Origin of the sequence: Achromobacter sp. HZ01 (assembly GCF_003267925.1) — a bacterium.
GTDB classification, from domain to species: Bacteria; Pseudomonadota; Gammaproteobacteria; order Burkholderiales; family Burkholderiaceae_B; genus Achromobacter; species Achromobacter pulmonis_A.
Map to the genome: position 1 here is coordinate 870,423 of NZ_LWKV01000001.1, position 26,749 is coordinate 897,171.

26 protein-coding genes are annotated in these 26,749 nt (G+C 69.6%); 19 read left to right on the forward strand and 7 right to left on the reverse strand.

What is annotated here, in order from left to right; translation table 11 throughout:
- Nucleotides 1-18 precede the first annotated feature (18 nt).
- The 4 genes from A6B37_RS04185 to A6B37_RS04200 all read left to right on the forward strand — a co-directional run bounded on the left by A6B37_RS04185 (nt 19) and on the right by A6B37_RS04200 (nt 5,714).
- Entirely contained in the window at nt 19-1,749 is a 1,731-nt protein-coding gene (locus A6B37_RS04185) for an ABC transporter substrate-binding protein (protein ID WP_102771412.1), read from the forward strand.
- 80 nt (nt 1,750-1,829) lie between these two features.
- The gene (locus A6B37_RS04190; protein ID WP_111824996.1) at nt 1,830-2,651 is read left to right on the forward strand and encodes a glucose 1-dehydrogenase; all 822 of its coding nucleotides are present in this window, start codon (nt 1,830-1,832) and stop codon (nt 2,649-2,651) included.
- Nucleotides 2,652-2,657: 6 nt separating this feature from the next.
- Nucleotides 2,658-4,478 (forward strand): glycoside hydrolase family 15 protein, encoded by a 1,821-nt coding sequence (locus A6B37_RS04195; RefSeq protein ID WP_111824997.1) that lies wholly within the window; start codon nt 2,658-2,660, stop codon nt 4,476-4,478.
- A gap of 108 nt (nt 4,479-4,586) precedes the next feature.
- The gene (locus A6B37_RS04200) at nt 4,587-5,714 is read left to right on the forward strand and encodes an acyl-CoA dehydrogenase family protein (protein ID WP_111824998.1); all 1,128 of its coding nucleotides are present in this window, start codon (nt 4,587-4,589) and stop codon (nt 5,712-5,714) included.
- An 8-nt stretch (nt 5,715-5,722) separates the two neighbouring features.
- Here the strand turns inward: A6B37_RS04200 and A6B37_RS04205 are convergent, their stop codons facing one another.
- From A6B37_RS04205 to A6B37_RS04225, 5 genes are all read right to left on the reverse strand, one after another.
- The gene (locus tag A6B37_RS04205) at nt 5,723-6,085 is read right to left on the reverse strand and encodes a DUF2784 domain-containing protein (RefSeq protein ID WP_111824999.1); all 363 of its coding nucleotides are present in this window, start codon (nt 6,083-6,085) and stop codon (nt 5,723-5,725) included.
- Nucleotides 6,086-6,100: 15 nt separating this feature from the next.
- Entirely contained in the window at nt 6,101-6,676 is a 576-nt protein-coding gene (locus A6B37_RS04210; protein WP_111825000.1) for a restriction endonuclease, read from the reverse strand.
- 32 nt (nt 6,677-6,708) lie between these two features.
- Complete coding sequence (locus A6B37_RS04215; RefSeq protein WP_111825001.1) at nt 6,709-6,954, reverse strand: RNA-binding S4 domain-containing protein; 246 nt, start codon at nt 6,952-6,954, stop codon at nt 6,709-6,711.
- A gap of 13 nt (nt 6,955-6,967) precedes the next feature.
- Nucleotides 6,968-7,618 (reverse strand): DUF502 domain-containing protein, encoded by a 651-nt coding sequence (locus tag A6B37_RS04220; RefSeq protein ID WP_102771405.1) that lies wholly within the window; start codon nt 7,616-7,618, stop codon nt 6,968-6,970.
- Between the two features lie 109 nt (nt 7,619-7,727).
- A complete protein-coding gene (locus A6B37_RS04225) occupies nt 7,728-8,195 on the reverse strand; it encodes a winged helix-turn-helix transcriptional regulator (protein ID WP_102771404.1) in 468 nt (155 codons plus the stop codon).
- A 135-nt stretch (nt 8,196-8,330) separates the two neighbouring features.
- Here A6B37_RS04225 and A6B37_RS04230 point away from each other — a divergent pair, with 135 nt between their 5' ends.
- The 5 genes from A6B37_RS04230 to A6B37_RS04245 all read left to right on the forward strand — a co-directional run bounded on the left by A6B37_RS04230 (nt 8,331) and on the right by A6B37_RS04245 (nt 14,860).
- Nucleotides 8,331-9,632, forward strand: a complete 1,302-nt coding sequence (locus A6B37_RS04230; protein WP_102771403.1) for a D-amino acid dehydrogenase — start codon at nt 8,331-8,333, stop codon at nt 9,630-9,632.
- A gap of 204 nt (nt 9,633-9,836) precedes the next feature.
- Complete coding sequence (locus tag A6B37_RS04235) at nt 9,837-10,964, forward strand: DNA repair exonuclease (RefSeq protein ID WP_111825002.1); 1,128 nt, start codon at nt 9,837-9,839, stop codon at nt 10,962-10,964.
- A complete protein-coding gene (locus A6B37_RS04240; protein WP_111825003.1) occupies nt 10,961-13,585 on the forward strand; it encodes an AAA family ATPase in 2,625 nt (874 codons plus the stop codon). Before A6B37_RS04235 ends, A6B37_RS04240 begins: the two co-directional genes overlap by 4 nt.
- A 32-nt stretch (nt 13,586-13,617) precedes the next feature.
- On the forward strand, nt 13,618-13,827 hold the full coding sequence (locus A6B37_RS25940; RefSeq protein WP_146747995.1) for a hypothetical protein: 210 nt from the start codon (nt 13,618-13,620) through the stop codon (nt 13,825-13,827).
- A 148-nt stretch (nt 13,828-13,975) separates the two neighbouring features.
- On the forward strand, nt 13,976-14,860 hold the full coding sequence (locus A6B37_RS04245) for a DMT family transporter (protein WP_111825004.1): 885 nt from the start codon (nt 13,976-13,978) through the stop codon (nt 14,858-14,860).
- Here A6B37_RS04245 and A6B37_RS04250 read toward each other — a convergent pair.
- Nucleotides 14,838-15,698, reverse strand: coding sequence for a hypothetical protein (locus tag A6B37_RS04250; protein WP_111825005.1), 861 nt, complete (start codon nt 15,696-15,698; stop codon nt 14,838-14,840). The two genes, A6B37_RS04245 and A6B37_RS04250, sit on opposite strands and share 23 nt — an antisense overlap.
- A 397-nt stretch (nt 15,699-16,095) precedes the next feature.
- A complete protein-coding gene (locus A6B37_RS04255; RefSeq protein WP_111825006.1) occupies nt 16,096-17,094 on the reverse strand; it encodes a tripartite tricarboxylate transporter substrate binding protein BugE in 999 nt (332 codons plus the stop codon).
- A 540-nt stretch (nt 17,095-17,634) separates the two neighbouring features.
- Here A6B37_RS04255 and A6B37_RS04260 point away from each other — a divergent pair.
- The 10 genes from A6B37_RS04260 (at nt 17,635) to A6B37_RS04305 (ending at nt 26,743) form a co-directional block, all read left to right on the forward strand.
- Nucleotides 17,635-20,550 carry a monovalent cation/H+ antiporter subunit A gene (locus A6B37_RS04260; protein ID WP_102771397.1) on the forward strand — a complete coding sequence of 972 codons (2,916 nt, stop codon included), beginning with the start codon at nt 17,635-17,637 and terminating at the stop codon, nt 20,548-20,550.
- Nucleotides 20,550-20,894, forward strand: coding sequence for a Na+/H+ antiporter subunit C (locus A6B37_RS04265; RefSeq protein ID WP_102771396.1), 345 nt, complete (start codon nt 20,550-20,552; stop codon nt 20,892-20,894). The genes A6B37_RS04260 and A6B37_RS04265 overlap by 1 nt, the downstream gene beginning before the upstream one ends.
- Nucleotides 20,891-22,522, forward strand: a complete 1,632-nt coding sequence (locus A6B37_RS04270; RefSeq protein WP_102771395.1) for a monovalent cation/H+ antiporter subunit D — start codon at nt 20,891-20,893, stop codon at nt 22,520-22,522. Before A6B37_RS04265 ends, A6B37_RS04270 begins: the two co-directional genes overlap by 4 nt.
- On the forward strand, nt 22,522-23,004 hold the full coding sequence (locus tag A6B37_RS04275) for a Na+/H+ antiporter subunit E (RefSeq protein WP_111825007.1): 483 nt from the start codon (nt 22,522-22,524) through the stop codon (nt 23,002-23,004). Before A6B37_RS04270 ends, A6B37_RS04275 begins: the two co-directional genes overlap by 1 nt.
- Nucleotides 23,001-23,282, forward strand: a complete 282-nt coding sequence (locus A6B37_RS04280) for a K+/H+ antiporter subunit F (RefSeq protein ID WP_062682541.1) — start codon at nt 23,001-23,003, stop codon at nt 23,280-23,282. The genes A6B37_RS04275 and A6B37_RS04280 overlap by 4 nt, the downstream gene beginning before the upstream one ends.
- Nucleotides 23,279-23,620 carry a monovalent cation/H(+) antiporter subunit G gene (gene mnhG, locus A6B37_RS04285; RefSeq protein ID WP_102771393.1) on the forward strand — a complete coding sequence of 114 codons (342 nt, stop codon included), beginning with the start codon at nt 23,279-23,281 and terminating at the stop codon, nt 23,618-23,620. Before A6B37_RS04280 ends, mnhG begins: the two co-directional genes overlap by 4 nt.
- Before the next feature lie 203 nt (nt 23,621-23,823).
- Nucleotides 23,824-24,312, forward strand: coding sequence for a hypothetical protein (locus A6B37_RS04290; protein ID WP_246842363.1), 489 nt, complete (start codon nt 23,824-23,826; stop codon nt 24,310-24,312).
- 76 nt (nt 24,313-24,388) lie between these two features.
- On the forward strand, nt 24,389-25,237 hold the full coding sequence (locus tag A6B37_RS04295; RefSeq protein ID WP_102771391.1) for an HAD family hydrolase: 849 nt from the start codon (nt 24,389-24,391) through the stop codon (nt 25,235-25,237).
- Nucleotides 25,230-25,739, forward strand: a complete 510-nt coding sequence (gene tadA, locus A6B37_RS04300) for a tRNA adenosine(34) deaminase TadA (protein ID WP_111825008.1) — start codon at nt 25,230-25,232, stop codon at nt 25,737-25,739. The genes A6B37_RS04295 and tadA overlap by 8 nt, the downstream gene beginning before the upstream one ends.
- Nucleotides 25,736-26,743 carry an LD-carboxypeptidase gene (locus A6B37_RS04305; protein ID WP_111825009.1) on the forward strand — a complete coding sequence of 336 codons (1,008 nt, stop codon included), beginning with the start codon at nt 25,736-25,738 and terminating at the stop codon, nt 26,741-26,743. Before tadA ends, A6B37_RS04305 begins: the two co-directional genes overlap by 4 nt.
- The last annotated feature ends 6 nt before the right edge of the window (nt 26,744-26,749 follow it).

Sequence of the window (26,749 nt, forward strand, 5' to 3'; positions counted from 1 at the left end):
TTATCGAGGAGACAGGTCATGAAATTGCGCATGCACGCCATGGCGGCCGCCATCGCCCTGATCGGGACGTCGGGGGCGTGGGCCGGAGAGCCGGAAGCCAGGAAATGGGTCGATTCGGAGTTCCAGCCCTCATCGCTGTCCAAGGACCAGCAGATGGCCGAGATGAAGTGGTTCATCGACGCCGCCGCCAAGCTGAAGGCCAAGGGCGTCACCGAGATCAACGTGGTGTCCGAGACCATCACCACGCATGAGTACGAGTCCAAGACGCTGGCCAAGGCCTTCACCGAGATCACCGGCATCAAGGTCAACCACGACCTGATCCAGGAAGGCGACGTGGTCGAGAAGCTGCAGACTTCGATGCAGTCCGGCAAGTCCATCTACGACGGCTGGATCTCGGATTCGGACCTGATCGGCACCCACTACCGCTACGGCGCCATCCTGCCGCTGTCGGACTACATGGCCGGCGCGGGCAAGGAATGGACCAACCCCGGCCTGGACCTCAAGGACTTCATCGGCACCAAGTTCACCACGGCCCCGGACGGCAAGCTCTACCAGCTGCCCGACCAGCAGTTCGCCAACGTCTACTGGTTCCGCGCCGACTGGTTCGCGCGCCAGGACCTGAAAGACAAGTTCAAGGCCAAGTACGGCTACGAGCTGGGCGTGCCCACCAACTGGTCCGCCTACGAGGACATCGCCGACTTCTTCTCCAACGACGTCAAGGAGCTCGACGGCAAGAAGGTCTATGGCCACATGGACTACGGCAAGAAAGACCCGTCGCTGGGATGGCGCTTCACCGACGCGTGGCTGTCCATGGCGGGCGCCGCCGACAAGGGGCTGCCCAACGGCATGCCGGTCGACGAGTGGGGCATCCGCGTGGCCGACGACAAGTGCACGCCGGTGGGCGCCTCGGTGGCGCGCGGCGGCGCCACCAACAGCCCGGCCGCCGTCTACGCGCTGACCAAGTACGTGGACTGGATGAAGAAGTACGCCCCGCAGCAGGCCATGGGCATGACCTTCTCCGAATCCGGCCCGGTGCCGGCCCAGGGGCAGATCGCGCAGCAGATCTTCTGGTACACGGCGTTCACCGCCGACATGACCAAGAAGGGCCTGCCGGTGGTCAACGACGACGGCACGCCGAAATGGCGCATGGCGCCGTCGCCCTACGGCCCGTACTGGAAGGACGGCATGCAGAACGGCTACCAGGACGTGGGCTCGTGGACCTTCTTCAAATCCACCAACCCCGACCGGCTGGCCGGCGCCTGGCTCTACGCGCAGTTCGTCACGTCCAAGTCGGTCTCGCTCAAGAAGTCCATCACCGGCCTGACCTTCATCCGCGACAGCGACATCAACAGCGAGTTCTTCACCAAGAACGCGGCCAACTACGGCGGGCTGATCGAGTTCTACCGCAGCCCGGCGCGCGTGGCCTGGACGCCCACCGGCAACAACGTGCCCGACTACCCCAAGCTGGCGCAGCTGTGGTGGAAGAACGTGGCCACCGCGGTCACCGGCGAGAAGACGCCGCAGGCCGCCATGGACAACCTGGCCAACGAAATGGACCAGGTCATGGCGCGTCTGGAGCGGGCGGGGATGGCGCAGTGCGCGCCCAAGCTCAATGCCAAGAGCAATCCGTCCAAGTGGCTGTCCGACCAGCACGCGCCCTGGAAGAAGCTCGACAACGAGAAGCCCAAGGGCGAGACCATTCCGTACGAGAAGCTGCTGGCCGCCTGGAAGGAGGGCAAGGTCCGGTAGCCGTGTAAAACCCTGTTGCGCATCCGGCTTGTACCGCCCCGGCGGGCGGTACTAACCTGACCGTTCCTGAAGGAGACGGCATGCGACAGGGATCGGACTTGCAGGACCGCGTCGCGCTGGTGACCGGCGCGTCGTCGGGCATCGGGCGGGCCACCGCCATCGCGCTGGCGCAAGCGGGCGCGCGGGTGGTGGTCAATCACCGCGCGGGCGGCGACTCGCAGGCGCGCGCGGCCGCCGTGGTCGAAGCCGTGCAGCGCCTGGGCGGCCAGGCCGTGGCCGCGGCCGCCGACATCAGCCGCGAGGCCGAGGTCGAGCATCTGTTCGAGCAGGCCGTGCACCACTACGGCCGCGTCGACATCCTGGTCAACAACGCCGGCATCGAGCATCCCGCGCCCGTCGCCGACATGACGCTGGCCGACTGGAAGCGCGTCATCGACGTGAACCTCACCGGCCATTTCCTGTGCGCCCGCGCCGCGGCCCGGGCCTACGAATCCCAGCCGGCCGACCCGGCGCGCAAAGGCCTGTCGCGCGGCAACATCCTCTTCATCAGTTCGGTCCACGAGCTCATCCCCTGGGCCTTCCAGGTCAATTACGCGGCGTCCAAGGGCGGGCTGTCGATGCTGATGAAGTCGCTGGCCCAGGAACTGGCGCCGGCCCGCATCCGCGTCAATTCGATCGCGCCCGGGGCGATACGCACCGCCATCAACCGGCCGGCCTGGGACAGCCCCGAAAGCCTGGCCAGGCTGCTCAAGCTGATTCCGTACGGCCGCATCGGCGAGCCGGAGGACGTGGCGCGGGCCGCCGTCTGGCTGGCCGGCGACGCGTCCGACTACGTGACCGGCACGACCCTGTTCGTCGACGGCGGGATGACGCTGTATCCCGAATTCCGCGGCGCGGGCTGACCGCGTATGTCCAAGCCGCTGGAAGACTACGGGCTCATCGGCAACATGCTGTCTGCCGCGCTGGTGGCGCGCGACGGCTCCATCGACTGGCTCTGCCTGCCGCATTTCGACTCGCCGGCCTGTTTCGCCGCGCTGCTGGGCGACGCGCGCCACGGGCGCTGGCGCATCGCCCCGCATGGCCAGCGCGCCGTCGTCTCGCGCCGCTACGTGCCCGACACCGCCGTGCTGGAAACGCGTTTCGAGACCGCCTCGGGCGTGGCGACGATGTACGACTTCATGCCGTTGAGCGAAGACGACGAGCGCGTGGACCTGGTGCGCGTGGTGCGCGGCGATTCCGGCCACGTGCTGATGGATATGGACCTGGTGCTGCGCTTCAACTACGGCCAGGCCGTGCCCTGGGTGCGGCGGCGCGACTACGGCCTGAGCGCCATCGCCGGACCGGACGCGGTCGAACTGCACACGCCCGTGGAGATGGAAGGGCACGACCTCAAGACCACCGCGCGCTTCAGCGTGCACCAGGGGCGGGTGGTGCCGTTCACGCTGTCCTACCACCGCTCGCACCGCACGCCGCACTTCGTGCCCGACCGCGTTGAAAGCATGGACCGCACCATATCCTGGTGGCAGGAATGGGCCAAGCGCTGCCACTGGGAAGGGCCGGCCGACGAACGCCGCGACGCGGTGGTGCGTTCGCTGATCACGCTCAAGCTGCTGACCTTCCAGCCCACCGGCGGCATCATCGCCGCGCCCACCACCTCGCTGCCCGAGACGCTGGGCGGCGCGCGCAACTGGGACTACCGCCATTGCTGGCTGCGCGACTCGGCGCTCACGCTGTACGCGCTGCTCAACGCCGGCTACCGCGAAGAGGCCGAGGCCTGGCGCCAATGGCTGCTGCGCGCCGTGGCCGGGCACCCCGACCAGCTGCAGATCATGTACGGCATCGCCGGCGGACGCTGGCTGCCGGAACTGGAGATTCCCTGGCTGCCCGGCTATGCCTCCAGCCTGCCGGTGCGCATCGGCAACGACGCGGCCGGCCAGAGCCAGTTCGACGTCTACGGCGAGCTGATCGAAACCCTGTACGCCGCGCGCGCGGCCGACCTCGCGCCGCTGGCCGAGGCCTGGCGGCTGCAGAAGGTGCTGCTGGAGCCGCTGGCGCGGCGCTGGACGGAGCTGGACCACGGCATCTGGGAGGTGCGCGGCGAGCGCCGCGCCTTCACGCATTCGCGGCTGATGTGCTGGGTGGCCTTCGACCGCGCGGTCAAGGGCTGCGAACGCTTCGGCCTGAAAGGCCCGGTCGCGGCCTGGCGCCGCCTGCGCGACCAGATCCGCGCCGACATCTGCGAAAACGGCTACGACCGCGCGCGCGGCTGCTTCGTGCAGAGCTACGGCTCGACCGCGCTGGACGCCAGCCTGCTGCTGATCCCGCAGGTGGGCTTTCTGCCCGCCGAGGACCCGCGCGTGGCCGGCACGGTGCAGGCCATCGAGCGCGGGCTGCTGCGCGACGGCCTGCTGCGGCGCTATTCCACCGACCTCACCGACGACGGGCTGCAGGGCGAGGAGGGCGTATTCCTGGCCTGCAGCTTCTGGCTGGCCGACGCCTACGTGATGCTGGGCCGGCTCGACGACGCCGAGCGCCTGTTCGAGCGGCTGCTGTCCCTGCGCAACGACCTGGGCCTGCTGTCCGAGGAATACGACGTGGTGCGCCGGCGCCTGATCGGCAACTTCCCGCAGGGCTTCTCGCACATCGGCCTGGTCAACACCGCCTACAACCTGAGCCGCGCCATGGGCCCGGCGCGCCAGCGCGCCGAACAGGACGCGCCGCGCGCCTGACGCGGCGGTGTATTCTCGCAGTCGGCGCGGTCCCCATGACGGGCCGCGACGCGCGCGCAGAGCCGGGCCGCGACCCCGCAGGCCGGACGGCGCACTCAGGAGACAAACATGCTTTTGACCGAAGAACAGCTCAGCATCCAGGACATGGCGCGCCGCTTCGCGCAGGAGCGCCTGGCGCCCAACGCCGAACGCTGGGACCGCGACCATCGCTATCCCGCCGACGCCATCGCCGAAATGGCGCAGCTCGGATTCTTCGGCATGCTGGTGCCGGAGGAATGGGACGGCAACGACAGCGGCTACGTGTCGTACGCGGTCGCGCTGGAAGAAATCGCCGCCGGCAACGGCGCCTGCTCCACCATCATGAGCGTGCACAACTCGGTGGCCTGCATGCCCATCCTGAAATTCGGCACCGACGAGCAGAAGGAACGCTTCCTGCGGCCACTGGCGCGCGGCGAGCACATCGGCGCCTTCGCGCTGACCGAGCCGCAGGCAGGTTCCGACGCCAGCAGCCTGCAGACCCGCGCGCGCCGCGACGGCGACGGCTACGTGCTCAACGGCGGCAAGCAGTTCATCACCTCGGGGCGCAACGGCCAGACCGTGATCGTGTTCGCGGTGACCGACCCCGAAGCCGGCAAGCGCGGCATCTCCGCGTTCATCGTGCCCACCGACACCCCGGGCTACAAGGTCCTGCGGGTCGAGGACAAGCTCGGCCAGCACGCCTCCGACACCTGCCAGATCGCTTTCGAAGACCTGCGCATCCCGGCGTCCTGCCGCCTGGGCGAGGAGGGCGAGGGCTACAAGATCGCGCTGTCCAACCTGGAAGGCGGGCGCATCGGCATCGCCTCGCAGTCGGTCGGCATGGCGCGCGCGGCCTTCGAATGCGCGCGCGACTACGCCCGCGACCGGCAGGCCTTCGGCAAGCCCATCTTCGAACACCAGGCGGTGTCGTTCCGGCTGGCCGACATGGCCACGCAGATCCACGCCGCGCGCCAGATGGTGCTGCACGCCGCGGCCCTGCGCGCCGCCGGCCGGCCCGCGCTGACCGAGGCCTCGATGGCCAAGCTGTTCGCCTCCGAGATGGCCGAGCGTGTGTGTTCGGCGGCCATCCAGACCCTGGGCGGCTACGGCTACCTGAAGGATTTCCCGGTCGAGCGCATCTACCGCGACGTGCGCGTCTGCCAGATCTACGAAGGCACCAGCGACATCCAGCGGCTGGTCATCGCGCGCAATCTGTAGCGCGGCGTTCAGCGCCGGCGGCGCCGGGCCCACAAGGCATAGACGATGGCGTTGCCGGCCAGCAGCAGCACGGCCAGGGCGATCTGCGAACCGCGGCCGATGTCCGCGGGGTAGATCAGGCCCAGCAGGTAGTGTTCGATGAAGCCGCCTTCATAGCCCTCCTGGCCGGCCTGGCGCCGCAGCGAGACCTCCAGCGGGGTGAGCGGGCAGATCCAGCCCATGCCCACGACCAGCGCGCCCCAGGCCAGCGCCGGCAGGTGCAGCCAGGCGATCCGGGGTTTCCATAGCGCCAGCAGGCCGCCGAAGGCGACGAAGGCCACGAACAGCGCATGGACGATGAGCACCAGGTCGGCAAGCAGGCGGTAGCTCATCGGCGCATCCCGGCCTCAGGTTTTCAGGTCGCGCAGCAGCCGGGTCAGTTCCGGCGCGGCCATCAGCGACACGCCTTGCGCGCGCGCGTATTGCTGCGCGTTTTCCGAAACGTCGCCCAGGGCGATATAGATGGCTTCGCGCGCGCCGCGCTGCTCGCGCGCCGCCTGCAGCTCGCGCAGCGGCTCGACGCCGACGCGGGCCGCCTTCCAGCGCCGGGCGCTGACGATGGCCACGTGGCCGTCCTTGCTGAGCGCGAAGTCGGCGCCGGCGGCCTGCAGGCGCTGCACCTCGCAGCCGTCGCGCTGGAAGCCCGCCTCCACGGTGCGCGCGAACTCCGCCCAGGACATGGCGGCCGCGGCCTGCGTCACGGCCTGCACGCGCGCGTCCGACGGGGCGCGCATCTGCTTGTAGGCCGCCATGATGGCGATCACCACGAACGGGATCGCCGCGAACACGCCCATCGCCGCGTACTCCAGCGGCAGGGCGGCGAAGCCTCCCGCCGACAGCAGCACGGCCACCCCCGCGCTCATCCACCACGGCGAGCGCAGCAGGACGGCGAAGATGGAGTTCTGGGACATCTTGAATTTCATGGCGGCTCGCGGTGGGGCGGTGGAAAAGAGGATCAGGCCGGCTCGTCGCCGGCCTCGGCGGCACGCACCACGATGCGCGCATCGCCGCAGGTCACGATCTGGCCGGCGCGGATCTTGGCGGTCTTGCGCGTTTCCGGCACGCCGCCGACCTGGACCAGGCCGTCGGCCACCAGCATCTTGCCCGCGCCGCCGCTGTCGCAGACGCCGGTGGCCTTGAGCAATTGGTTGACTTCGATATAGGGGCAGCCTGGCGCCAGCGTGAATTCGATGATGGGCATGGAAGGTCCTGGCTCAGGCCTGGCTGCGCGGCGCGTCGCCGGGAGGCTGGGGGGCGACCGGCGCGGCCGGGCGGTTATTGGTTTCGGCGCGCGCCATCCAGGCGATCAGCGACGAGCGCATGGCTTCCTCGACCGACATGTCGATCGGCTGCACCCATTCCTGCGGCACGAACACGGTGTAGCCGCCGATCATGTACCCCATCGGCAGGTAGACCGCCACGCGGTTTTCCTGCGTGAAGCCTTCGGGCAGGCCTTCCATGCTGCGGCGGGTCACCAGGCCCACCAGCTCCAGCTGCTGGCCGGGCACGCGCAGCACCACCACCTGCTGGGCGGTGTTCTTGGAGCTGGGCGAGAAATAGTCGGCGAAGCTCTTGAGCGACGAATAAATGCTCTTGACCACCGGCAGGTTGGTGAACGGCATTTCCAGCAGCACCAGCACGCGCTGCACGCGCTCCTTGGAGACTAGGTAGCCGATCGCCAGAATGCCCAGGATGCCCAGCGCCAGGCCCATGCCGGGCACGTAGAAGCCGCCGATGAACGGGCGCAGGAAGGTCAGCGCCACCGCTTCGGTCCAGGCCAGGAAGATATAGAGCAGATACAGCGTCAACGCCAGCGGCAGCACGGTGATCAGGCCGCGGAAGAAATACTTGTAGAGTCGAGTCATAGGCGGAGTAAAAATGGGGTCGGTGCGCTGAGGCGCGATCCGGGGGCCGCCAGCATAGCAGCCGGCGCGGTCCCATCCGGTAACAAACCGCGAAGAACGCGCCGCGCGCCTAGCGGTCCACCGGCAGGTACAGCGTTTCCTTGATTTCCTCCATCACCACATAGCTGTGCGACTCGGCCGAAGCCGGCAGGCGCTTGAGGATTTCGCCCAGGAGACGGCGGTACTCGTTCATTTCGGTCAGGCGCGCCTTGACCAGGTAGTCGAAGTCGCCCGAAACCAGGTGGCACTCCATGACCTCGGGAACGTACAGCAGCTCGTTCTTGACCTTGTCGAACACGTCGCCCGACTTGGCCGAGAGCTTGATTTCGAGGAACACCAGCAGGTTCTTGCCCAGCGCCGCCGGATTGACGCGCGCATGGTAACCCGTGATGACGCCGTCGCGCTCCATCCGCTTGATGCGGTCCGAGCAGGGCGTGGCCGACAGGTTCACCCGGTCGGCCAGTTCGGTGACCGAAATCCGGCCTTCGCGCTGCAGGATATCCAGGATTTTCAGGTCGATACGGTCGAGGTCGCGCATTTCACTACGGGCGATCGGAAAACGGGTATTGGGCGGGAAAAACCACTGCCAAAACGGATTTTTCAGTGTCTTTCACTGTGACGAGGGTCATAGACTACCGAAATTCCTGCATAAAACCAAACATCGGAAAGAATCATGCATGTGATCGTCCTCGGCAGCGGCGTCATCGGCACCACGACCGCGTACTACCTGGCCCGCCAGGGCGCCAAAGTGACGGTGCTGGACCGCCAGCCCGCGGCCGCACTGGAGACCAGCTACGCCAACGCCGGCCAGGTGTCGCCGGGCTATTCCACGCCCTGGGCCGCGCCCGGCATCCCGCTGAAAGCCGTCAAATGGCTGTTCCAGAAACACGCGCCGCTGGCCATCCGCCTGGACGGCAGCCTGTTCCAGCTCAAATGGATGGCCGCCATGCTGGCCAACTGTTCGGCCGAGCGTTACGCCGTCAACAAGGAACGCATGCTGCGCCTGTCCGAGTACAGCCGCGACTGCCTGCGCGAACTGCGCGCCTCCACCGGCATCCATTATGAAGAGCGCACGCGCGGCACGCTGCAGCTGTTCCGCACCGAGGCGCAGCTCGAAGCCGCGCGCCGCGATATCTCCGTGCTCGAAGAAGTGGGCGTGCCCTACGAACTGCTGGACCGCAACCGCCTGTCGACGGCCGAGCCGGCGCTGGCCCGCTCCATCGACAAGCTGGCCGGCGGCCTGCGCCTGCCCAACGACGAGACCGGCGACTGCCAGCTGTTCACCACCCGGCTGGCCGAGCTGGCGGCCGGGCTGGGCGTGGAATTCCGCTACGGCCAGGCCGTGGCCGGCCTGAACACCGCGGGCGGCCAGATCACCGGCGTGCGCGTGGGCAACGAAGTGCTGACGGCGGACCGCTACGTCGCCGCCTTCGGCAGCTACACGCGCGGCTTCCTGGAGCCGCTGGGCCTGGACCTGCCGGTGTATCCGGTCAAGGGCTATTCGCTCACCATCCCCATGACGGACGAGTCGGCCGCGCCGGTCTCCACCATCCTGGACGAAACCTACAAGATCGCCGTCACCCGCTTCGACAAGCGCATCCGCGTCGGCGGCATGGCCGAGCTGTCGGGCTTCGACCTGCGCCTGAAAGACGCCCGCCGCAAGACGCTGGAACTGGTTGTCAACGACCTGTTCCCGGGCAGCGGCGACGTGGCCCGCGCCGAATTCTGGACCGGCCTGCGCCCCATGACCCCGGACAGCACGCCCGTGGTCGGCCCGACCCGCTACGGCAACCTGTACCTGAACACGGGCCACGGCACGCTGGGCTGGACCATGGCCTGCGGCTCGGGCAAGCTGGTGGCCGACCTGGTCATGGGCCAGCGCCCGGCCATCCGCACGGACGGGCTGGATATTTCGCGCTACGACCGCAAATCCGCCGCCGGGCGGCCGCTGGTGCTGGACAGCAAGGGCGCGTGAAACGGGCGATTTGCGGACGATGGGTTCCGCGCGTTTTCTGATTGCGTTCTTGTCCAGACAGTCTCGCGCTGCACCCATCCTACGATCATGGCGTTGCCGCATCGTAGGATGGGTGCAGCGCGAGAGTTCTTAAGCAAGGACTCATATCTCAAACGCGCGGAACCCATCGCCGGCCCGACCCCGCTTCGGCCTACAATCCCGCGCATGATCCATTTCCTGCACACCGCCGACTGGCAGATCGGGCGGCAATACGGCCAGTTCGAAACCGATGACGCCGCCATGCTGGCCGAGGCGCGCTTCGAGGCCGTGGCGCGGATCGCCGCGCTGGCCGCCGAACGCCAAGTGGACGCCGTGCTGGTGGCGGGCGACGTGTTCGATACGCAGGGCGTGTCGGACCGCACGATACGCCGGCTGTTCGGCGCCATGGCGGCCTATGCCGGACCCTGGGTCATGATCGCCGGCAACCACGACGCGGCGCTGGTCGACAGCGTCTGGAGCCGCGCCCGGCAGCTGGGCTGCATTCCGCCCAACGTGCAGGCGCCGCCGGCCATCGGCGTGGTGGACCTGCCGGCCATCGATCTCGCGGTGCTGGCCGCGCCGCTCACCCAGCGCCATACCTACGACGACGTGACCCAGGCCTTCGACGGCCTGGAGACCGCGCCGGGGCGTTTTCGCGTGGGGCTGGCGCACGGCAGCGTGGCGGGACGGCTGCCGGACAACATCGACGCCACCAATCCCATCGCGCCCGACCGCGCCGCCCGTGCGCGGCTCGATTACCTGGCGCTGGGCGACTGGCATGGCTGCCTCGCCATCGACGAGCGCACCTGGTATGCCGGCACGCCCGAGCAGGACCGCTTTCGCGGCAACGAGCCCGGCTACGTGCTGGACGTGCGCATCGAGGCCCCGGGCGCGGCGCCGGCCGTCGAACGGCTGGCCACCGGGCGCTACCGCTGGTCGGCCTGGTCGGAGACGCTGAGCCTGCCCAGCGACGCGCAGGCGCTGGCCGAGCGCATGGCCGGGCTCGACGCGCAGGACGTGCTGCGCCTGGACGTGCAGGGGCACGTCAACATGGAGACCTGGGAGGCGCTGCAGCAGGCGGTGGACCGGACGGCGGCGCAGGTGCGCGCCTTGCTGCCGGACCTGTCGGGCCTGAAGCTGGAGCCGGACGAGGCCGACCTGGCCGAGCTGCGCGCCAGCGGCTACGTGGGCGAGGTGGCGGCGCAATTGCAGGCCTTGCAGGCCGACCCCGCGCAGTCGGCGGTGGCGGGCGAGGCCTTGCGGCTGCTGCTCAGGTTCCAGCGCGAAAGCGCCGTGCCGGGAGGTGCGAAATGAAGCTCTCGCGCATCGCCCTGGAAGAATTCCGCAAGTTCCGCCAGCCGCTGGTGCTCGACGGCCTGGAAGACGGCCTGAACCTGTTCGTGGGGCCGAACGAGGCCGGCAAGAGCACGGTGGCGGCGGCCATCCGCGCGGCTTTCCTGGAGCGCTACAGCACCAGCAAGGTCGCCGACCTGGCGCCGCGCGGCGAGTCCGGCGCGCGCCCTGGCGTGGAGCTGGCGTTCTCGCACGCCGGCCACGACTATGTGCTGAAAAAACAGTTCCTGTCGCGCGCCCGTTGCGAACTGCTGGTCGACGGCGGCGCGCGCCGGCTCGAAGGCGAAGAGGCCGAGAACGCGCTGGCCGCGCTGCTGGGTTTCGAACTGGCCGCGCGCGGCCAGAGCAAGCCCGAACTGGCGGGCATTCCGGGCCTGCTCTGGATCCAGCAGGGCGAAGGCCAGAACCTGCATGACGCGGCCGGCCATGCGGGCGCGCACTTGCGCGACGCGCTGACGCAGTTGTCCGGCGAACTGGCCGGCGGCGACGGCGACCGCCTGTACGAGCGCGTGGCCGCCGAGCGCGGCGCGCTGCTGGACGCGCGCAACAGCCGCCCCAAGGGCGTCTACAAAGAGGCCGAGGACGCGTTGGCGCGAGCGACGGCCGAGCGCGACGAGTGCGCGCAGGCCATGGCCCAGCTCGAGGCCGACGTCGATCGCCTGGCCGAGCTGCGCCGCGAGCACGAGCGCGCCCGCGCCGGCGAACCCTGGAAAGACTTCGAGGCCAAGGCCGCCGAAGCGCGCACCCGGCTGGCCGCCGTGGCCCGGGAACGCGAGGCCCTGGAAGGCCTGCGCCGCGAACAGGCGCAGGCCGCGCAGACGCTGGCCCTGCTGCAGGACCAGGTCCAGCGCGACCAGCAGGACGCCGCGGCGCACCAGGCGCTGGCCGGGGAGGCCCGCGCCGCGCGCGGCCGCGCCGAAGCCGCGCTCGAACCGCTGACCCGCGCCCGGCGCCAGCGCCAGGACCAGGCCGAGGCGGTGCAGGCCGCGAGCCGGCGCGTGGCCGCCTTGCAGGCCGTGGCCGACCGGCGCGACCTGGAGCGTCAGCTGGCCCAGCTCGACCCCGAGATCGAGCGCCTGGAGCACGCGCTGAAGGAAGCCGCCGCGCTGATCGAACAAGGCTCCGCGCTGAAGGCCGAAAGCGTGCGGATCGAGATCGCGGACGCCGATATCGAGGCCTTGCGCAAGGCCGAACGCGAACGCGCCAATCTGCAGCTGCAGCGGCAGGCCATCGCCACGCGCCTGTCCTACGCGCTGGAGCCGGGGCGCGACGCGCGCCTGGACGGCCGGGCGCTGAGCGGCGCCGACGAGGTGCTGCTGACCGAGGCGGCCGAACTGGAACTGCCCGGCGTGGGCCGTTTCCGCATCGAGCCGGGCGGCAAGGATCTGCCCGCGCTCAGGCGCGATCTGGACGAGGCGGTCGCCGCCTGCGCCGCCTGGTGCAAGCGCCTGGGCGTCGATACCCTGGCCGAGGCCGAACAGCGCCACGCCCGCTACGGCGCGCTGCTGCGCGAGCTCGACGGCATGCGCCGCGCGCTCGCCATCCATGCGCCCAAGGGCGTGGACGCGCTGCGCAGCCAGCGCGAGGAAGCCAGGGCGCGCCGCGCCCAGCTGGAGGAGCGGCTGGCCAAGCTGCCGCCCGCGGACGAGGCCGGCGACGGCGACCTGCAGGCGGCCACGCAGGCGCTGCGCGCAGCCGAGGCTGGCGCGGCTCAGGCCGAGAAGACGCTGGCCGACGCGCAGCGCGCGATGGACGCCGAACACGCCCGCGCCCAGCTGCTGGAAGCGCAGGCGGCCGCGCGCGGCGCTGACCTGGAATCGCCCGAACGCATCGCCCAGCGCCAGGACCGCGCCGCCCGGCTGGCCGAGGCGCGCAGCGGCCACGATGCGCTCGAACGCCGCGTGCGCGAGGCCCAGGCCGCGCTGGCCGGCCATCAGCCCGAACTGCTGGAGCAGGACGTGCGGCGCTACGAAAAGTCCGCCGCCATCGAGCGCGATGCGCAGCACAAGCGCCACGGCGACATCCTGCAGCTGCAGGGCAAGCTGGACCAGGCCGGCGCGCAAGGGCTGGGCGAACGCCTGTCCGAAGCGGCGGCGTCCTGCGAGCGCCTGGAACGGCGGCGCGACGAACTGGCCCGCCGCGCGGCGGCCCTGGACCTGCTGCTGGGCCTGCTCACCGAACGCCGGGCGGCCGCCACCCAGCGGCTGCAGGCGCCGCTGGCGCGCCGCCTGAACCATTATCTGGCGCTGCTGTTCCCCGATGCCGACCTGCGGCTCGACGATGGCCTGCTGCCCGCGGCGCTGCGCCGCGCGCACGGCGAAGACCCGCTGGCCGCGCTCAGCTTCGGCACGCGCGAACAGCTCGGCATCCTGGCGCGCTTCGCCTACGCGGACCTGCTGCGCGAAGCCGGGCGGCCGACGCTGTTGTTGCTGGACGACGCGCTGGTCCACACCGATGACGCGCGCCGCGACTTCATGAAGCGCGCGCTGTTCGACGCCGCCACGCGCCACCAGATCCTGATGTTCACCTGCCACGGCGAAGCCTGGCGCGACATGGGCGTGGAACAGCGCCGGATCGCTTGACGGCCGTGCGCAGTCGGCGCTAGGCTACGCCCATGCCTGATTTCACGCACATCGCCCATCCCGCCGCCGTCTCCACGGCCGGCCTGCGTGCGCGCGTGCGGTCACTGGTTTCTTCCCGGTTTACGCCTGTCATTGCGGTGGTGCTTGCGCCGCCGGCATTCCTCTCGGCATCTCCGCCGTCCGCGCCGCCTTGCGGCGTGCCGGCGGGCGCATGCCCGCCGCTTGCGGCCGTCGTCGGCTGACGCCGTCCGCACCCGACTCCAGCCCTTTCCAAGCCCGTCCGCCTGACAGCCGCGGCGCCCTGACGCGCGCCACGTCCGCCATGCGCCGGCTTGCGCCCGCGTGCGGGCAGGGGCGGAGCCTGCAATGACTTCGACAGGTAGAAACCTCATGTCTTTCGATCGATCCGCGTGGGCCGCTTGCGGCTCCACCACCTTGTTCGTGCTGCTGTGGAGCGGCGGCGCGATCTTCGCCCGCTGGGGGCTGTTCCATGCGTCCGCCTTCGGCTTTCTGCTGGCGCGTTTCGTGCTGGCCCTGGCCGTGCTGCTGCTGATCTGCGCCTGGCGGCGGCGCTGGCTGCCCGAGCCGGGCACGCGCCTGAGGGCCGCGGCCACCGGCCTGTTGCTGATAGGCGGCTACACCATCTTCTATCTGCTGGCGCTGGATAACGGCATCACGCCCGGCGTGCTGGCGGTGCTGCTGGGCGCGCAGCCCATCCTGACCCTGGCGCTGCTGGAGCGGCGCCATGCGCCGGCGCGCCTGGCCGGGCTGGGGCTGGCGTTCTGCGGCCTGGCGATGGTGATGCTGCAAGGCATCGCGATGGCGCGTTTCTCGGTTGCCGGCATGGCCTGCGCATGCGCGGCGCTGGCCTGCATGACGGCCGGCGCCGTCCTGCAGAAGCGCCTGCATCAGGCGCCGATGGACGTGCTGCCGCTGCAGTACGCGGTCAGTCTGCTGCTGTGCCTGCTGTTCGCGCCGTTCCAGCCGCTGCGGGTGGAGTGGGTGGCCGGCTTCGTGCTGCCGCTGCTCTGGATGGGGCTGGTGATTTCGGTGGCCGCGACGCTGCTGTTCTACCGCATGATCCAGGCCGGCAACCTGGTCAACGTCACCAGCCTGTTCTACCTGGTGCCGGTGGGCACGGCGCTGCTGGATTACCTGATCCTGGGCAACCGGCTGTCGGCGCTGAGCCTGGCCGGTATGGTCGCCATTCTGCTCGGCCTGATGCTGGTTCTGCGCCAGCCGGCGCGGGACGCTAGCCGTCCCAGTGTCCGCTGACGAGCTGTTGCGGACGGGCCTGCGCCACGACCCGGGCGCAGGCCGGCCAGGCGTCCAGGCGCACGCTCAGGCCGGCGTAGATGCCGTGGCCCGCGCCGGCCTCGATGCAGCCCGCGGCCTGCACGCCTTCGCCGGCCCGGATCGCGCCCTCGGCGCGGATGTCCTCGCCGGCGATCATGCCCCAGCCGCTGGCCAGATGGTCGCCGCACAGAATGGAGCCGCCGGCCTGGATGCCGCAGGCCGCGTCGATGGATTTTTCGGCGCGCACGTCGCCGCCGGCCTTGATGCCCTGGCCGCATTTGATGGCGCCTTGCGTCTGCAGGTCCTGGCCGGCATGAAGATGGCCGGTGACGGCCAGGTCCTGGCCGGCGCAGATGTCCCATTTGGCGCGCACGTTGCCGCCGCAGTCCAGGCGGGTCACGGTCTCGATGCCCCATTCGGCGCTGATGTCGCCGTCGGCGCGCAGCTCGCCGCCGCTGGCGATGTTGGCGCCGGCCGTGATGTTTTCGCCCGCCATGATGGTTTCGCCGGCGCGGATGCCGCCGCCGGTGACGATGCTGCGCCCGGCGCGCACCACCGTGTCGACGTTGATGCCCATGCGCACTTCCAGCGTGCCGGCGAAGACGATGGCGTTGGCGTCCAGGGTGTCGAGCCGCAGCACCGCATCGGTGGGGCCGAACTGGTCCAGCAGCCAGCACGCGTCGCCGACCCGTCCGTCGGCGACCAGCGCATCGAGCACGGCCTGGTAGTCCCCCTGTCCGTTGTGGTCGCGCAGGAACCATTTGTAGCCGCCGGCGCAGGGGTTTTTGGCTTTGACGAAATTCTTGGTGAGTTGCATGGAACGCTTGCAGTAGGTCGGTGCGTGGCCTGTCCGCAGGCCGTCGGCGGGCATGCGGAAATCGGGACGAGGCTCGGCGCCCGGCCACGCGGCAGGGCGTCGGCCGGCCTGCGGCAAGGCATGCGCTGCGCGAGCTTGTGCGCAGGCCGCCGGCGGCGGGCCGGTATGAGACTCAGAAGGGGGAAACGCCGGCGATTAGCCGGGCTTGGAGCGCGCGTAGGCGGAACGCGCGGCGACTTCCTGCGAGCTCAACAAGGTCGAGCGCAGGGCGCAGATGGCGCATGCGGCACAGGGAGGGGGGAAATAACGGGATCGCACGGACGCACATGCTACCAGCCGGGCGATTGCAGTCAAGCGCCGGCCCCGCGCAAGGGGCCGGCAGCCGGACTGGCGGGGATCAGTTCGTGGACTGGATGTTGCGTTCTTTGGCGATACGCTGGCGCAGTTCGAGCTCGCGCTTGATCTGGGCGGCGTACTCGGCCGGGGTGTTGCCGTCGACCAGCGAGCCGCCGTCGGCCAGGCGCTGCGCGATCTTCGGATCCTTCAGCGCCTTGACGGTGGCGTCATGGATGCGGTCGACCACGGCCTGCGGCGTGCCGGCGGGCGCGACCAGGCCGTACCAGGCCATGTTGTCCATTTCCGGCAGGCCGCCTTCGGTGAAGGTCGGCACGTCCGGCAGCGCCGGCAGGCGCTTGGGCGCGGCCACGGCCAGGGCGCGCAGCTTGCCGGCCTGGATATGGGGCATGGACGAGGGCAGGTTGTCGAACTGGGCGTTGACCTGGCCGGCGATCACGTCGTTGAGCGCCGGACCCGAGCCGCGGTAGGGCACGTGCACCATGTCGGTCTTGGTCAGCGACTTGAACAGTTCGCCGTCCAGGTGGCCGATGCCGCCCGCGCCCGAGGACGCGTAGGCGTACTTGCCCGGGTTGGCCTTGAGGAGCGCGATGAATTCGGCCAGGTTCTTGGCGGGCACGGACGGGTTCACCGTCAGCACGTTCGGCACGTTCACCATATTGGTGATGGGCACGAAGTCCTTCAGCGGGTTGTACGGGTTCTTGGGGTTGGTGGCCGGGTTGGTGGCCATGGTGCTGACGGTGGCCACGCCCAGCGTGTAGCCGTCCGGGGTGGAGCGCGCCAGCGCGTCGGCGCCGATCGAGCCGCCGCCGCCGCCGCGGTTCTCCACGACCACGGCCTGGCCCAGCTCGCGGGTCAGGCCTTCGGCGACGATGCGGGCCACGATATCGGTGGTGCCGCCCGCGGCGAAGGGCACGATCAGGCGGATGGGCTTGTTGGGGTAGGCGTCGGCGGCTTGCGCGCCGCTACTGATACAGACGCCGGCGACGGCGGCGGCCAGTACGGCCTTGGCTTGGGACAGCAGGGTCAAAGTCTTCTCCATCTTATTGAATTCCGGTCCGGCCGGCTTCTGGCCGGCGGCCGGTGAAAGCGTGCCCGGCTCGGATGCTGGCGGGGCCGACGTTTCGTGGGCGCAATTCCACACAGGAACGCGATGCCGGTCAACCCGGATCGACCCTGACCGACCGCGCCCGTTTGCGCGGCCGCAACGTTGCGCGAAGTAGACCGCAATAAGCGGAAAAAAGCCTTTCCTGACAACAACATGAATCGAGCGGCAAACGCGTCGATTGTGTAATCATTGCGCATCGATCATGTCGTCATCGCCCCGGTTCACACATAAATTCCTGCATAACTCCCGAGAATCTGATATTTTTCGGATGAGATTCTTGGCCGGTCTTGCAATAAAACTATTGCGTTTGTTTCTGTCTGCGCCGTTCAATGGCGTTGGTTGATGTCCCCGCGGGGCAACGTGTAGTGCAGCGACGCACCGGGCCAGGGTTCCGTCCGTTTTCAATCCCCGGTCTGTTTCGTCTTTCGCTGCCTTTGCGCCGGCGGGAGGGGGCCCGGACATTCTCGGAACGCCATGTCGCTGATCCTGATCCTCGCTCTGCCGTTCGCCGGCAGCCTGTGCGCCGCGCTGCTGCCTTCCAACGCCCGCAACGCCGAGGCGTGGCTGGCGGGCCTCATCGCCCTGGTCTGCGTGGTTCTGGTCGCCAGCCTGTACCCGGAAGTCGCCGGCGGCGGGGTGGTCCGGGTCGACATGCCCTGGGCGCCCGCGCTGGGCCTGCAGTTCACGCTGCGCATGGACGGCTACGCCTGGCTGTTCGCCCTGATCGTCTCGGGCATGGGGGCGCTGGTGGTGCTGTACGCGCGCTACTACATGTCGCCCGAAGACCCCGTGCCGCGCTTTTTCTCGTTCTTCCAGGCGTTCATGGCGGCCATGCTCGGCGTGGTGCTGTCGGGCAACCTGATCCAGCTGGTGATGTTCTGGGAAATGACCAGCCTGGCGTCCTTCATGCTGATCGCCTACTGGCACCACCGGCTCGACGCGCGGCGCGGCGCCCGCATGGCGCTGACGGTCACCGGCGCCGGCGGGCTGTGCCTGCTGGCCGGCGTCCTCATCCTGGGCCATATCGTCGGCAGCTACGACCTGGACCGCGTGCTGGCCGCCGGCGACCTGGTGCGCGCCGATCCCTGGTATCCGGCGGTGCTGATCCTGGTGGCGCTGGGCGCCCTGACCAAGAGCGCGCAGTTCCCGTTCCAGTTCTGGCTGCCCAACGCGATGGCCGCGCCCACGCCGGTGTCGGCCTACCTGCACTCGGCCACCATGGTCAAGGCGGGCGTGTTCCTGCTGGCGCGCTTCTGGCCGGTGCTGTCGGGCACCGACGAATGGTTCTGGATCATCGGCGGGGCGGGCCTGGTGACGCTGGTGCTGGGCGCCTACGCCGCCATCTTCCAGCAGGACATGAAAGGGGTGCTGGCCTATTCCACCATCAGCCACCTGGGGCTGATCACGCTGCTGCTGGGCCTGAACAGCACGCTGGCGCTGGTGGCGGCCATCTTCCACATGATCAACCACGCCACCTTCAAGGCCTCGCTTTTCATGGCCGCGGGCATGGTGGACCACGAAACCGGCACCCGCGACCTCGGCCGCCTGTCCGGCCTGTACAAGGCCATGCCCATCACCGCCACGCTGGCCACGGTGGCGGCCGCCTCGATGGCGGGGGTGCCGCTGCTCAACGGCTTCCTGTCCAAGGAAATGTTCTTCGCCGAGACCACGTTCGTCAGCGGCGACGATCTCATCCAGATCGGCCTGCCGCTGCTGGCGACCGTGGCCGGCGCGTTCAGCGTGGCGTATTCGCTGCGCTTCATCCTGCAGGTGTTCTTCGGCCCGCCGGCCACCGACCTGCCGCGCGCGCCGCACGAGCCGCCGCGCTGGATGCTGTTCCCCAGCGCGCTGCTGGTGTTCATGTGCCTGCTGGTGGGCGTGGTGCCCGGCCTGACGGTCGGCCCGTTCCTGGCCACGGCCGCGCACAGCATCCTGGGGCAGGACATGCCCGAGTACAGCCTGGCCGTCTGGCACGGCCTGAACCTGCCGCTGCTCATGAGCCTGGTGGCCACCACGGCCGGGGTGCTGCTGTACCTGGCGCTGCGCGCGCACCAGCGGGCCAATCCCGGCCGCGTGCCTTTCATCTACCGCCTGGACGGCCGCCGCACCTTCGAGGCGCTCCTGGACGGCTCCAGCGTGGCCGCGGCCTGGCTGCTGCGCTGGCTGTCCTCGTCGCGGCTGCAGGTGCAGATGCTGCTCATCGTGCTGGGCACGCTGTTCGTCGCCTGGCTGCCGCTGCGCGCCGGCGGCTGGCTGAACGGGGCGGGGCGCCTGACCCCGGTCGATCCGTCGTTCGCGCTGCTGTGGCTGGTGGGCGGGGTCTGCGCCCTGGCCGCGGCCTACCAGGCCAAGTACCACCGCCTGGCCTCGCTGGCGCTGGCCGGCGGGGCGGGGCTGATCACCTGTCTGACCTTCGTCTGGTTCTCGGCGCCCGACCTGGCGTTGACGCAGCTGTCGGTCGAGGTGGTGACCGTGGTGCTGCTGTTGCTGGGCCTGCGCTGGCTGCCGCGGCGCATCGCCCAGGACGACGATGAAAGCCTCAAGGCCACGCTGCAGGCGCGCGGGCGCCGCCTGCGCGACCTGCTGCTGGCGGTGGCCGCCGGCGCCGGCATGTCGGCTTTGGCCTACGCGGTGCTCACACGCCCGCAGGGCGAGACGATTTCCTCGTTCTTCGTGGACCACGCGCTGCCCGACGGCGGCGGAACCAATGTGGTCAACGTGATCCTGGTGGACTTCCGCGGCTTCGATACCTTCGGCGAGATCACGGTGCTGGGCATCGTGGCGCTGACCGTCTACGCGCTGCTGCGCCGCTTCCGTCCGGCCGCCGAAAGCGCGGACCTGCCGCGCCAGCAGATCGACCAGGACGGCGGCGTGCCGGCCGCGCCCGACATCAAGTCGCTGCTGCCGGCCGGCTCGATGATGGTGCCCACGGTGCTGGTGCGCCTGCTGCTGCCCACGGCCGCGCTGATCTCTGTGTATTTCCTGCTGCGCGGGCACAACGAGCCGGGCGGCGGTTTCGTCGGCGGCCTGATCTTCGCCACCGCCGTGATCCTGCAATACATGGTCGGCGGCGTGTACTGGGTGGAGTCGCGCAGCCGCCTGAATCCGCAGAACTGGATCGGCATGGGCCTGTTGTTCGCCGGCTCGGCCGCGATGGCCGCCTGGCTGGTCTACAAGCCGTTCCTGGCCGCGCTGTCGTGGGACATCGCGCTGCCGCTGGTCGGCCACGTGCACCTGTCCAGCGTGCTGCTCTTCGACCTGGGCGTGTACATGCTGGTCGTGGGGGCCACCGTGCTGGTGCTGGTGGCGCTGGCCCACCAATCGCTGCGCGCGCAACGCAAGGCCGCCGCCGAGCTCCAGGCGGCCGCCGCTCAAACCGGAGAAGCCTGATGGAATTGATCTACGCCCTCGCGATCGGCGTCCTGGCTGGCTCGGGCGTCTGGCTGCTGCTGCGGCCGCGGACGTTCCAGTTCATCATGGGCCTGTCGCTGGTTTCCTACGCGGTGAACCTGTTCATCTTCGGCATGGGCAGGCTGGCCTCGGGCCGCCCGCCGGTGGTGGACCCGGCCGCGGCCCATGACGCCTCCTGGTACGCGGACCCGCTGCCGCAGGCCCTGGTGCTGACCGCCATCGTCATCGGCTTCGCCACCACCGCCTTGTTCCTGGTCGTGCTGCTGGCCTCGCGCGGCCTGACGGGCACCGACCACGTGGATGGACGGGAGTCGCAATCTTGAATTTCTGGCTGCAACATCTGCCCGTACTGCCCATCATCATCCCGCTGCTCGCCGGCGCGGGCATGCTGCTTCTGGCGGACACCCGCCGCTATACGCGCGGCGCCATCGCCGCGCTGTCCACGCTGGCCCAGCTGGCCGCCGCGATCGCGCTGCTTGCCGTGGCCGGCGGCGCCGTGCCGGGCGTGTGGCCCGACGGGGTAGGGGTCTACCTGGTGGGCGACTGGCCCGCGCCCTTCGGCATCGTGCTGGTGGTCGACCGGCTCGCCGCGGTGATGCTGACGCTGACCGCGGTGCTGGGGCTGGCCTCGCTGGTGTATGCGCTGGCCCGCTGGGACCGCGCCGGGGTGCATTTCCACTCGCTGTTCCAGTTCCTGCTGATGGGCCTCAACGGCGCCTTCCTGACCGGCGACCTGTTCAACCTGTTCGTGTTCTTCGAGGTGCTGCTGGCCGCTTCCTACGGCCTGCTGCTGCACGGCTCGGGCGTGGCGCGGGTCAGCGCCGGCCTGCAGTACATCGCGGTCAACCTGGTGGCCTCGTTCCTGCTGCTGATCAGCATCGCGCTGATCTACGGCGTCACCGGCACGCTGAACCTGGCCGACCTGGCGCAGCGCGCCGGCCACCTGGCGGGCGCTGAACGCATGCTGTTCGAGGCGGGCGCGGCCATCCTGGGCGTGGCCTTCCTGGTCAAGGCGGGCGCCTGGCCGCTGAACTTCTGGCTGGTCAAGGGCTATGGCTCGGCCGGCGCGCCGATCGCGGCCATGTTCTCCATCATGACCAAGGTGGGCATTTACGCGCTGCTGCGCATCGGCTCGCTGCTGCTGCCGTCGGGCGCGCCGGCGGCGTTCAGCCTGGACTGGATGTTCGCCGCGGGCCTGGCCACGCTGCTGTTCGGCGGCCTGGGCCTGCTGGCCACCCAGCAGCTCGAGAAGATGGTGGGCTACTGCGTGATCGTGTCGGCCGGCACGCTGCTGACCGCGCTGGGCATGCCGGGCGTGACGCTGACCGGCCCGGCGCTGTTCTACCTGATCAGCTCGGTGCTGACCACGGGCGCGTTCTTCATGCTGGCCGAACTGATCGAGCGCACCCGCAGCTTCGGCGCGAACGTGCTGGCGGTGACGCTGGACGCCTTCGACCTGGACGATCCGACCTCGGTCAACCGCTCCGACGACGTGGTCGGGGTGGCGATTCCGGCGGCCATGGCCTTTCTGGGGCTGGCCTTCATTTCCTGCGCGCTGCTGGTCACCGGCCTGCCGCCGCTGTCGGGCTTCGTGGCCAAGCTGTCGCTGCTGTCGGCGGCGGTGTCGGCGGCCAACGAGTCGGCGCTGCCCATGGACGCCTGGATACTGGTGGCCGCGGTGCTGGTGTCGGGCCTGGCCGGCCTGATCGGCCTGGGCCGCACCGGCATCCGCGTGTTCTGGGCCAGCGACGACCGCAGCACGCCGCGGCTGCGGGTGATCGAGGCCGGCCCGGTGGCCGTGCTGCTGCTGCTCTGCGTGGGCCTGGCCGCCGGCGCGGGGCCGGTGTCGGCCTATCTGGACGACGCGGCCCGCTCGCTGGACCAGCCCAAGTCCTACATCGAGGCCGTCATGTCCGCGCAGACCGTGCGCAGCCTCAAGGGGGGAAGCTGATGCGCCGCCTCTATTTCCTGTTCCTGCCGACCTTCCTGTTCGTGCTGTGGCTGGTGCTCAACCAGAGCGTATCGGCCGGCCAGATCGCCCTGGGCCTGGCGCTGGCGCTGTGGTTCACCTGGGCCGCGTCGCGGCTGCGTCCGCTGCGCGCGCGCCCGCGCCGGCTGTGGAAGGCGGTGCCGCTGTTCCTGCACGTCACGGCCGACATCATCCGTTCCAACGTGGCCGTGGCCAGGCTGATCCTGAATCCCGGCCCCAACGATTTTTCGCCCGGGTTCATCATGATCCCGCTGACCATGCGCGACCCGCATGGCCTGGCGATGCTGGCCTGCATCGTCACCTACACCCCCGGCACCGTCTGGGTCGAACTGACCGACGACCATCGCCTGAAGCTGCACGTGCTGGACCTGCAGCACGAGGGCGACTGGATCAAGCTGGTGCAGGAGCGCTATGAGCGCCCGCTGATGGAGATTTTCGAATGAATACCGTGCTTTATTGGGCCGCGTCCTTCGCCCTGCTGTGCTTCGCGCTGGGCATGGTCTGCGCCACCGTCCGCCTGCTGCGCGGACCGACCGCCCAGGACCGCGTGCTGGCCCTGGACACCCTGTACATCAACGGCATGCTGACCATGCTGGTGTTCGGCATCCGTTCCGGCACGTCGGTGTATTTCGACATCGCGCTGCTGATCGCGCTGTTCGGCTTCGTCGGTTCGACCGCGATGGCGCGCTTCCTGCTGCGCGGGGAGGTGATCGAGCCATGATCGCAGACCAGATTCCGCTGTGGGCCGGCATTCCCGCCAGCATCCTGCTGGTGCTGGGCGGCCTGCTGGCCCTGACCGGCTCGGCCGGCCTGCTGCGTTTCCGCACCTTCTACGCCCGCATCCACGCGCCCACGCTGGGCAACACCATGGGCTGCGGCTGCGTGCTGCTGGCGTCCATCCTGGTGTTTTCGGCGCTGTCGGCCCGTCCGGTTTTCCACGAGGTGGTCATCACCTTGCTGCTGATCGTGTCTTCGCCCGTCACCGCGATGCTGCTGATGCGCGCGGCGACCTACCGCAACCGCATCAATCCCGCCGATGCGGAGAGGGACGCGCGTTAGCGGACGCGCGGTCCTGGATTGCATGTTGCGGCGCATTATTGATACGTAATCTTACGATTTCACGTTGCTGGACACCTCGCCGGCGCGTCATCGTGGGATAGTGGAGCAATGGCCCGCGCGCCTCGCGCGAGCGGGTCCCGAGCGAGCGGCGCCGGTCCGCAGGCCGCGCCGCTCTGGTGCAATCGCTATTGAAGGAGCTGGCCATGAATACACGACCCATGCACACCAAACGCCTCGCGGCGACCCTTTGCGCGGCAGGCCTGATGCTGGCCGCGGGAGCGGTCCACGCGGCGGATGCGACCGGACGCGGCAAAGGCCAATCCCAATACCAGCAGGACATCGCGGCGTGCAAGAGCGGCGCCACCGGCCAGGACCCGGCCGCGTGCATGCGCGAGGCCGGCGCGGCCCGCCAGGAAGCGGCGCGCCAGAACCTCCGGGAAGCCAGTCCCGACCAGTACCAGCAGAACATGATCGACCGCTGCAACCGCCTGCCGGAGGCGTCGCGCCAGGATTGCGTGACCCAGATGACCTCGCCCACGAACGTGCGCGGCAGCGTGCAGGGCGGCGGCGTGCTGCGCGAGACGGTGATCCAGGTGCCGGCCGATTCGGCGGCGCCCTCGACCGGCGCGCCCGGCATGGCCCCGGCGCCGGCCGGCGGCTCGGGCACCATGAGCGCGCCCATCCGCCAGTAGGAAGGGCAGGGCAAGGGGCGCGGCCGCCGCCACATTCAGGCAAAATGGCGGCTGTCGCCCTTTTTCACGCACATACATGTCCGACGTCATCGCCCTGATTTTCGACTTCGACGACACGCTGGCCTCGGACAGCACGTCCGGTTTCCTGGACAGCATCGGGGTGGACACGGCGTCCTTCTGGAAGGAAGACGTCGACCCCCTGCTGTCGCAGCAGGACTGGGACCCGGTGCCCGCCTACCTGTACCAGATGATCCGCCTGTCGCAGTCCGGCAGGTACGGGCCGATCACGCAGCAGCGCCTGAAAGACTGGGGCGCGCGCCTCGAACTGCACGACGGCGTGCCCACGCTGTTCCAGCGGCTGCGCGCCGCCGTGCGGGCCGAGCAGCCGCAGGTGCAGCTGGAGTTCTACCTGATCTCCAGCGGCATCGGCGACGTAGTCCGTTCCACCCCCATCGCGCACGAATTCACCGAGATCTGGGCGTCCGAGTTCGTCTACGGCGAAGACGGCGGCATCATGTTTCCGCGCCGCATCGTCAGCTTCACCGACAAGACGCGCTACCTGTTCCACATCCAGAAAGGCATCATCGGCCGCGATTTCCGCGGCAAGCCCTTCGAGGTCAACCGCAAGGTTCCCGAGGACCGCCTGCGCGTGCCGTTCGATCAGATGGTGTTCGTCGGCGACGGCTACACCGACATTCCGTGCTTTTCGCTGATCCGCCGCGCCGGCGGCTTCGCCTTCGGCGTCTGGGACCCCAAGCACCGCGACAAGCGCAGCCGCGCCTGGGGCTTCATCGAAGAAGGCCGGGTGTCCAACCTGAACCAGGCGCGCTATGACGAACAGGCCGAGCTGTACCAGTGGCTGGAAGAGGCCGTCACCAGCCTGGCCGGCCGCATCGCGCTGAAGTCCCGGGTGTACCGTGGTTGAAGCGCAGGCCCTAGCGGCCCCGCCGACCTGGACGGCGCAGGACGCCGCTTTCATGACGCTGGCGCTGGAACAGGCCCAGGCCGCCTACGACATCGGCGAGGTGCCGGTGGGCGCGCTGGTGGTCTCGGCGCAGGGCGAGATCCTGGGCCGCGGCTACAACCGCACCATCATCGACCACGATCCCACCGCCCACGCCGAGATCGTGGCGCTGCGCGCCGCCGCCCAGGCGCTGGAAAACTACCGGCTGCCGGGCATCACCGTCTACGTCACGCTGGAGCCCTGCGTCATGTGCATCGGCGCGATGCTGCACGCGCGCCTGGCGCGGGTCGTGTTCGGCGCCTACGATCCCAAGACCGGCGCCTGCGGCAGCGTGCTGGACGTGGGCGCGGTGGCCAGGCTCAATCACCACACTTCAGTCACCGGCGGCGTGCTGGCGGAACCTTGCGGCGACCTGCTGCGCCGCTTCTTCCGCGCCCGCCGCAGCAAGGAATCCATTGCATGAGCACCAGCAAGGCCGCCAAGGCCGTCCATGACCACGGCCATGACCACGAATGCGGCGAGGACTGCGGCCACGATCACGACCACGATCACGGCCATTTCCACGCGCGGCCCGACGCCCGCGGCATCTACCTGATTTCGCCCTCGTCGGCGGTGCGCGATCCGGCCACCGTGGACCTGGCGCGCGAGCGCCTGCAGGCCCAGGGCTTCAAGACGGCGCTGGACCGCACGGCGCTGGCCGAGCACCAGCGCTTCGCCGGCACCGACGCCCAGCGCCTGGCCAGCCTGACCCGCGCGGTCAAGCAGAAGCTGCCCATCGTCATGGTGACCCGCGGCGGCTACGGCGTGGGCCGGCTGCTGCCGGCCATCGACTGGAAGGCCATGGCCGACAGCGGCAAGCGCTTCGTCGGCATGAGCGACTTCACCGCCTTCAACCTCGCCCTGCTGGCGCAGACCGGCGCGGTCAGCTACACCGGCGCGACCGCCGTCGCCGACTTCGGCGGCAAGAAGGTCGACGACCTGACCGAAGCGCTGTTCGGCGAAATCATGCGCGGCGAACTGGAGATCCTCAGCTTCGAGACCCAGGACGCCGATCCGGTGGACTGCCGCGGCATCCTGTGGGGCGGCAACCTGGCGATGCTGACCTCGCTGGCGGGCACGCCCTACATGCCCAAGGTGCGCGGCGGCATCCTGTTCCTGGAAGACGTGGCCGAGCATCCCTACCGCATCGAGCGCATGCTGATCCAGCTGCACCAGGCGGGCATCCTGGGGCGGCAGAAGGCCATCGTGCTGGGCCGCTTCACCGACTACAGGCTGGCGCCCCACGACAAGGGCTACGACCTGCCCGAGGTGGTGGCCTGGCTGCGCCGCACGGTCAAGGTGCCGGTGGTGACCGGGCTGCCGTACGGCCACGTGGCCACCAAGGCCACGCTGCCCATCGGGCAGAAAGTCGGCCTGGCCACCGAGGCCGGGCTGGCGCACCTGGTGCTGGACGAGCACACCCACTGACCGCGG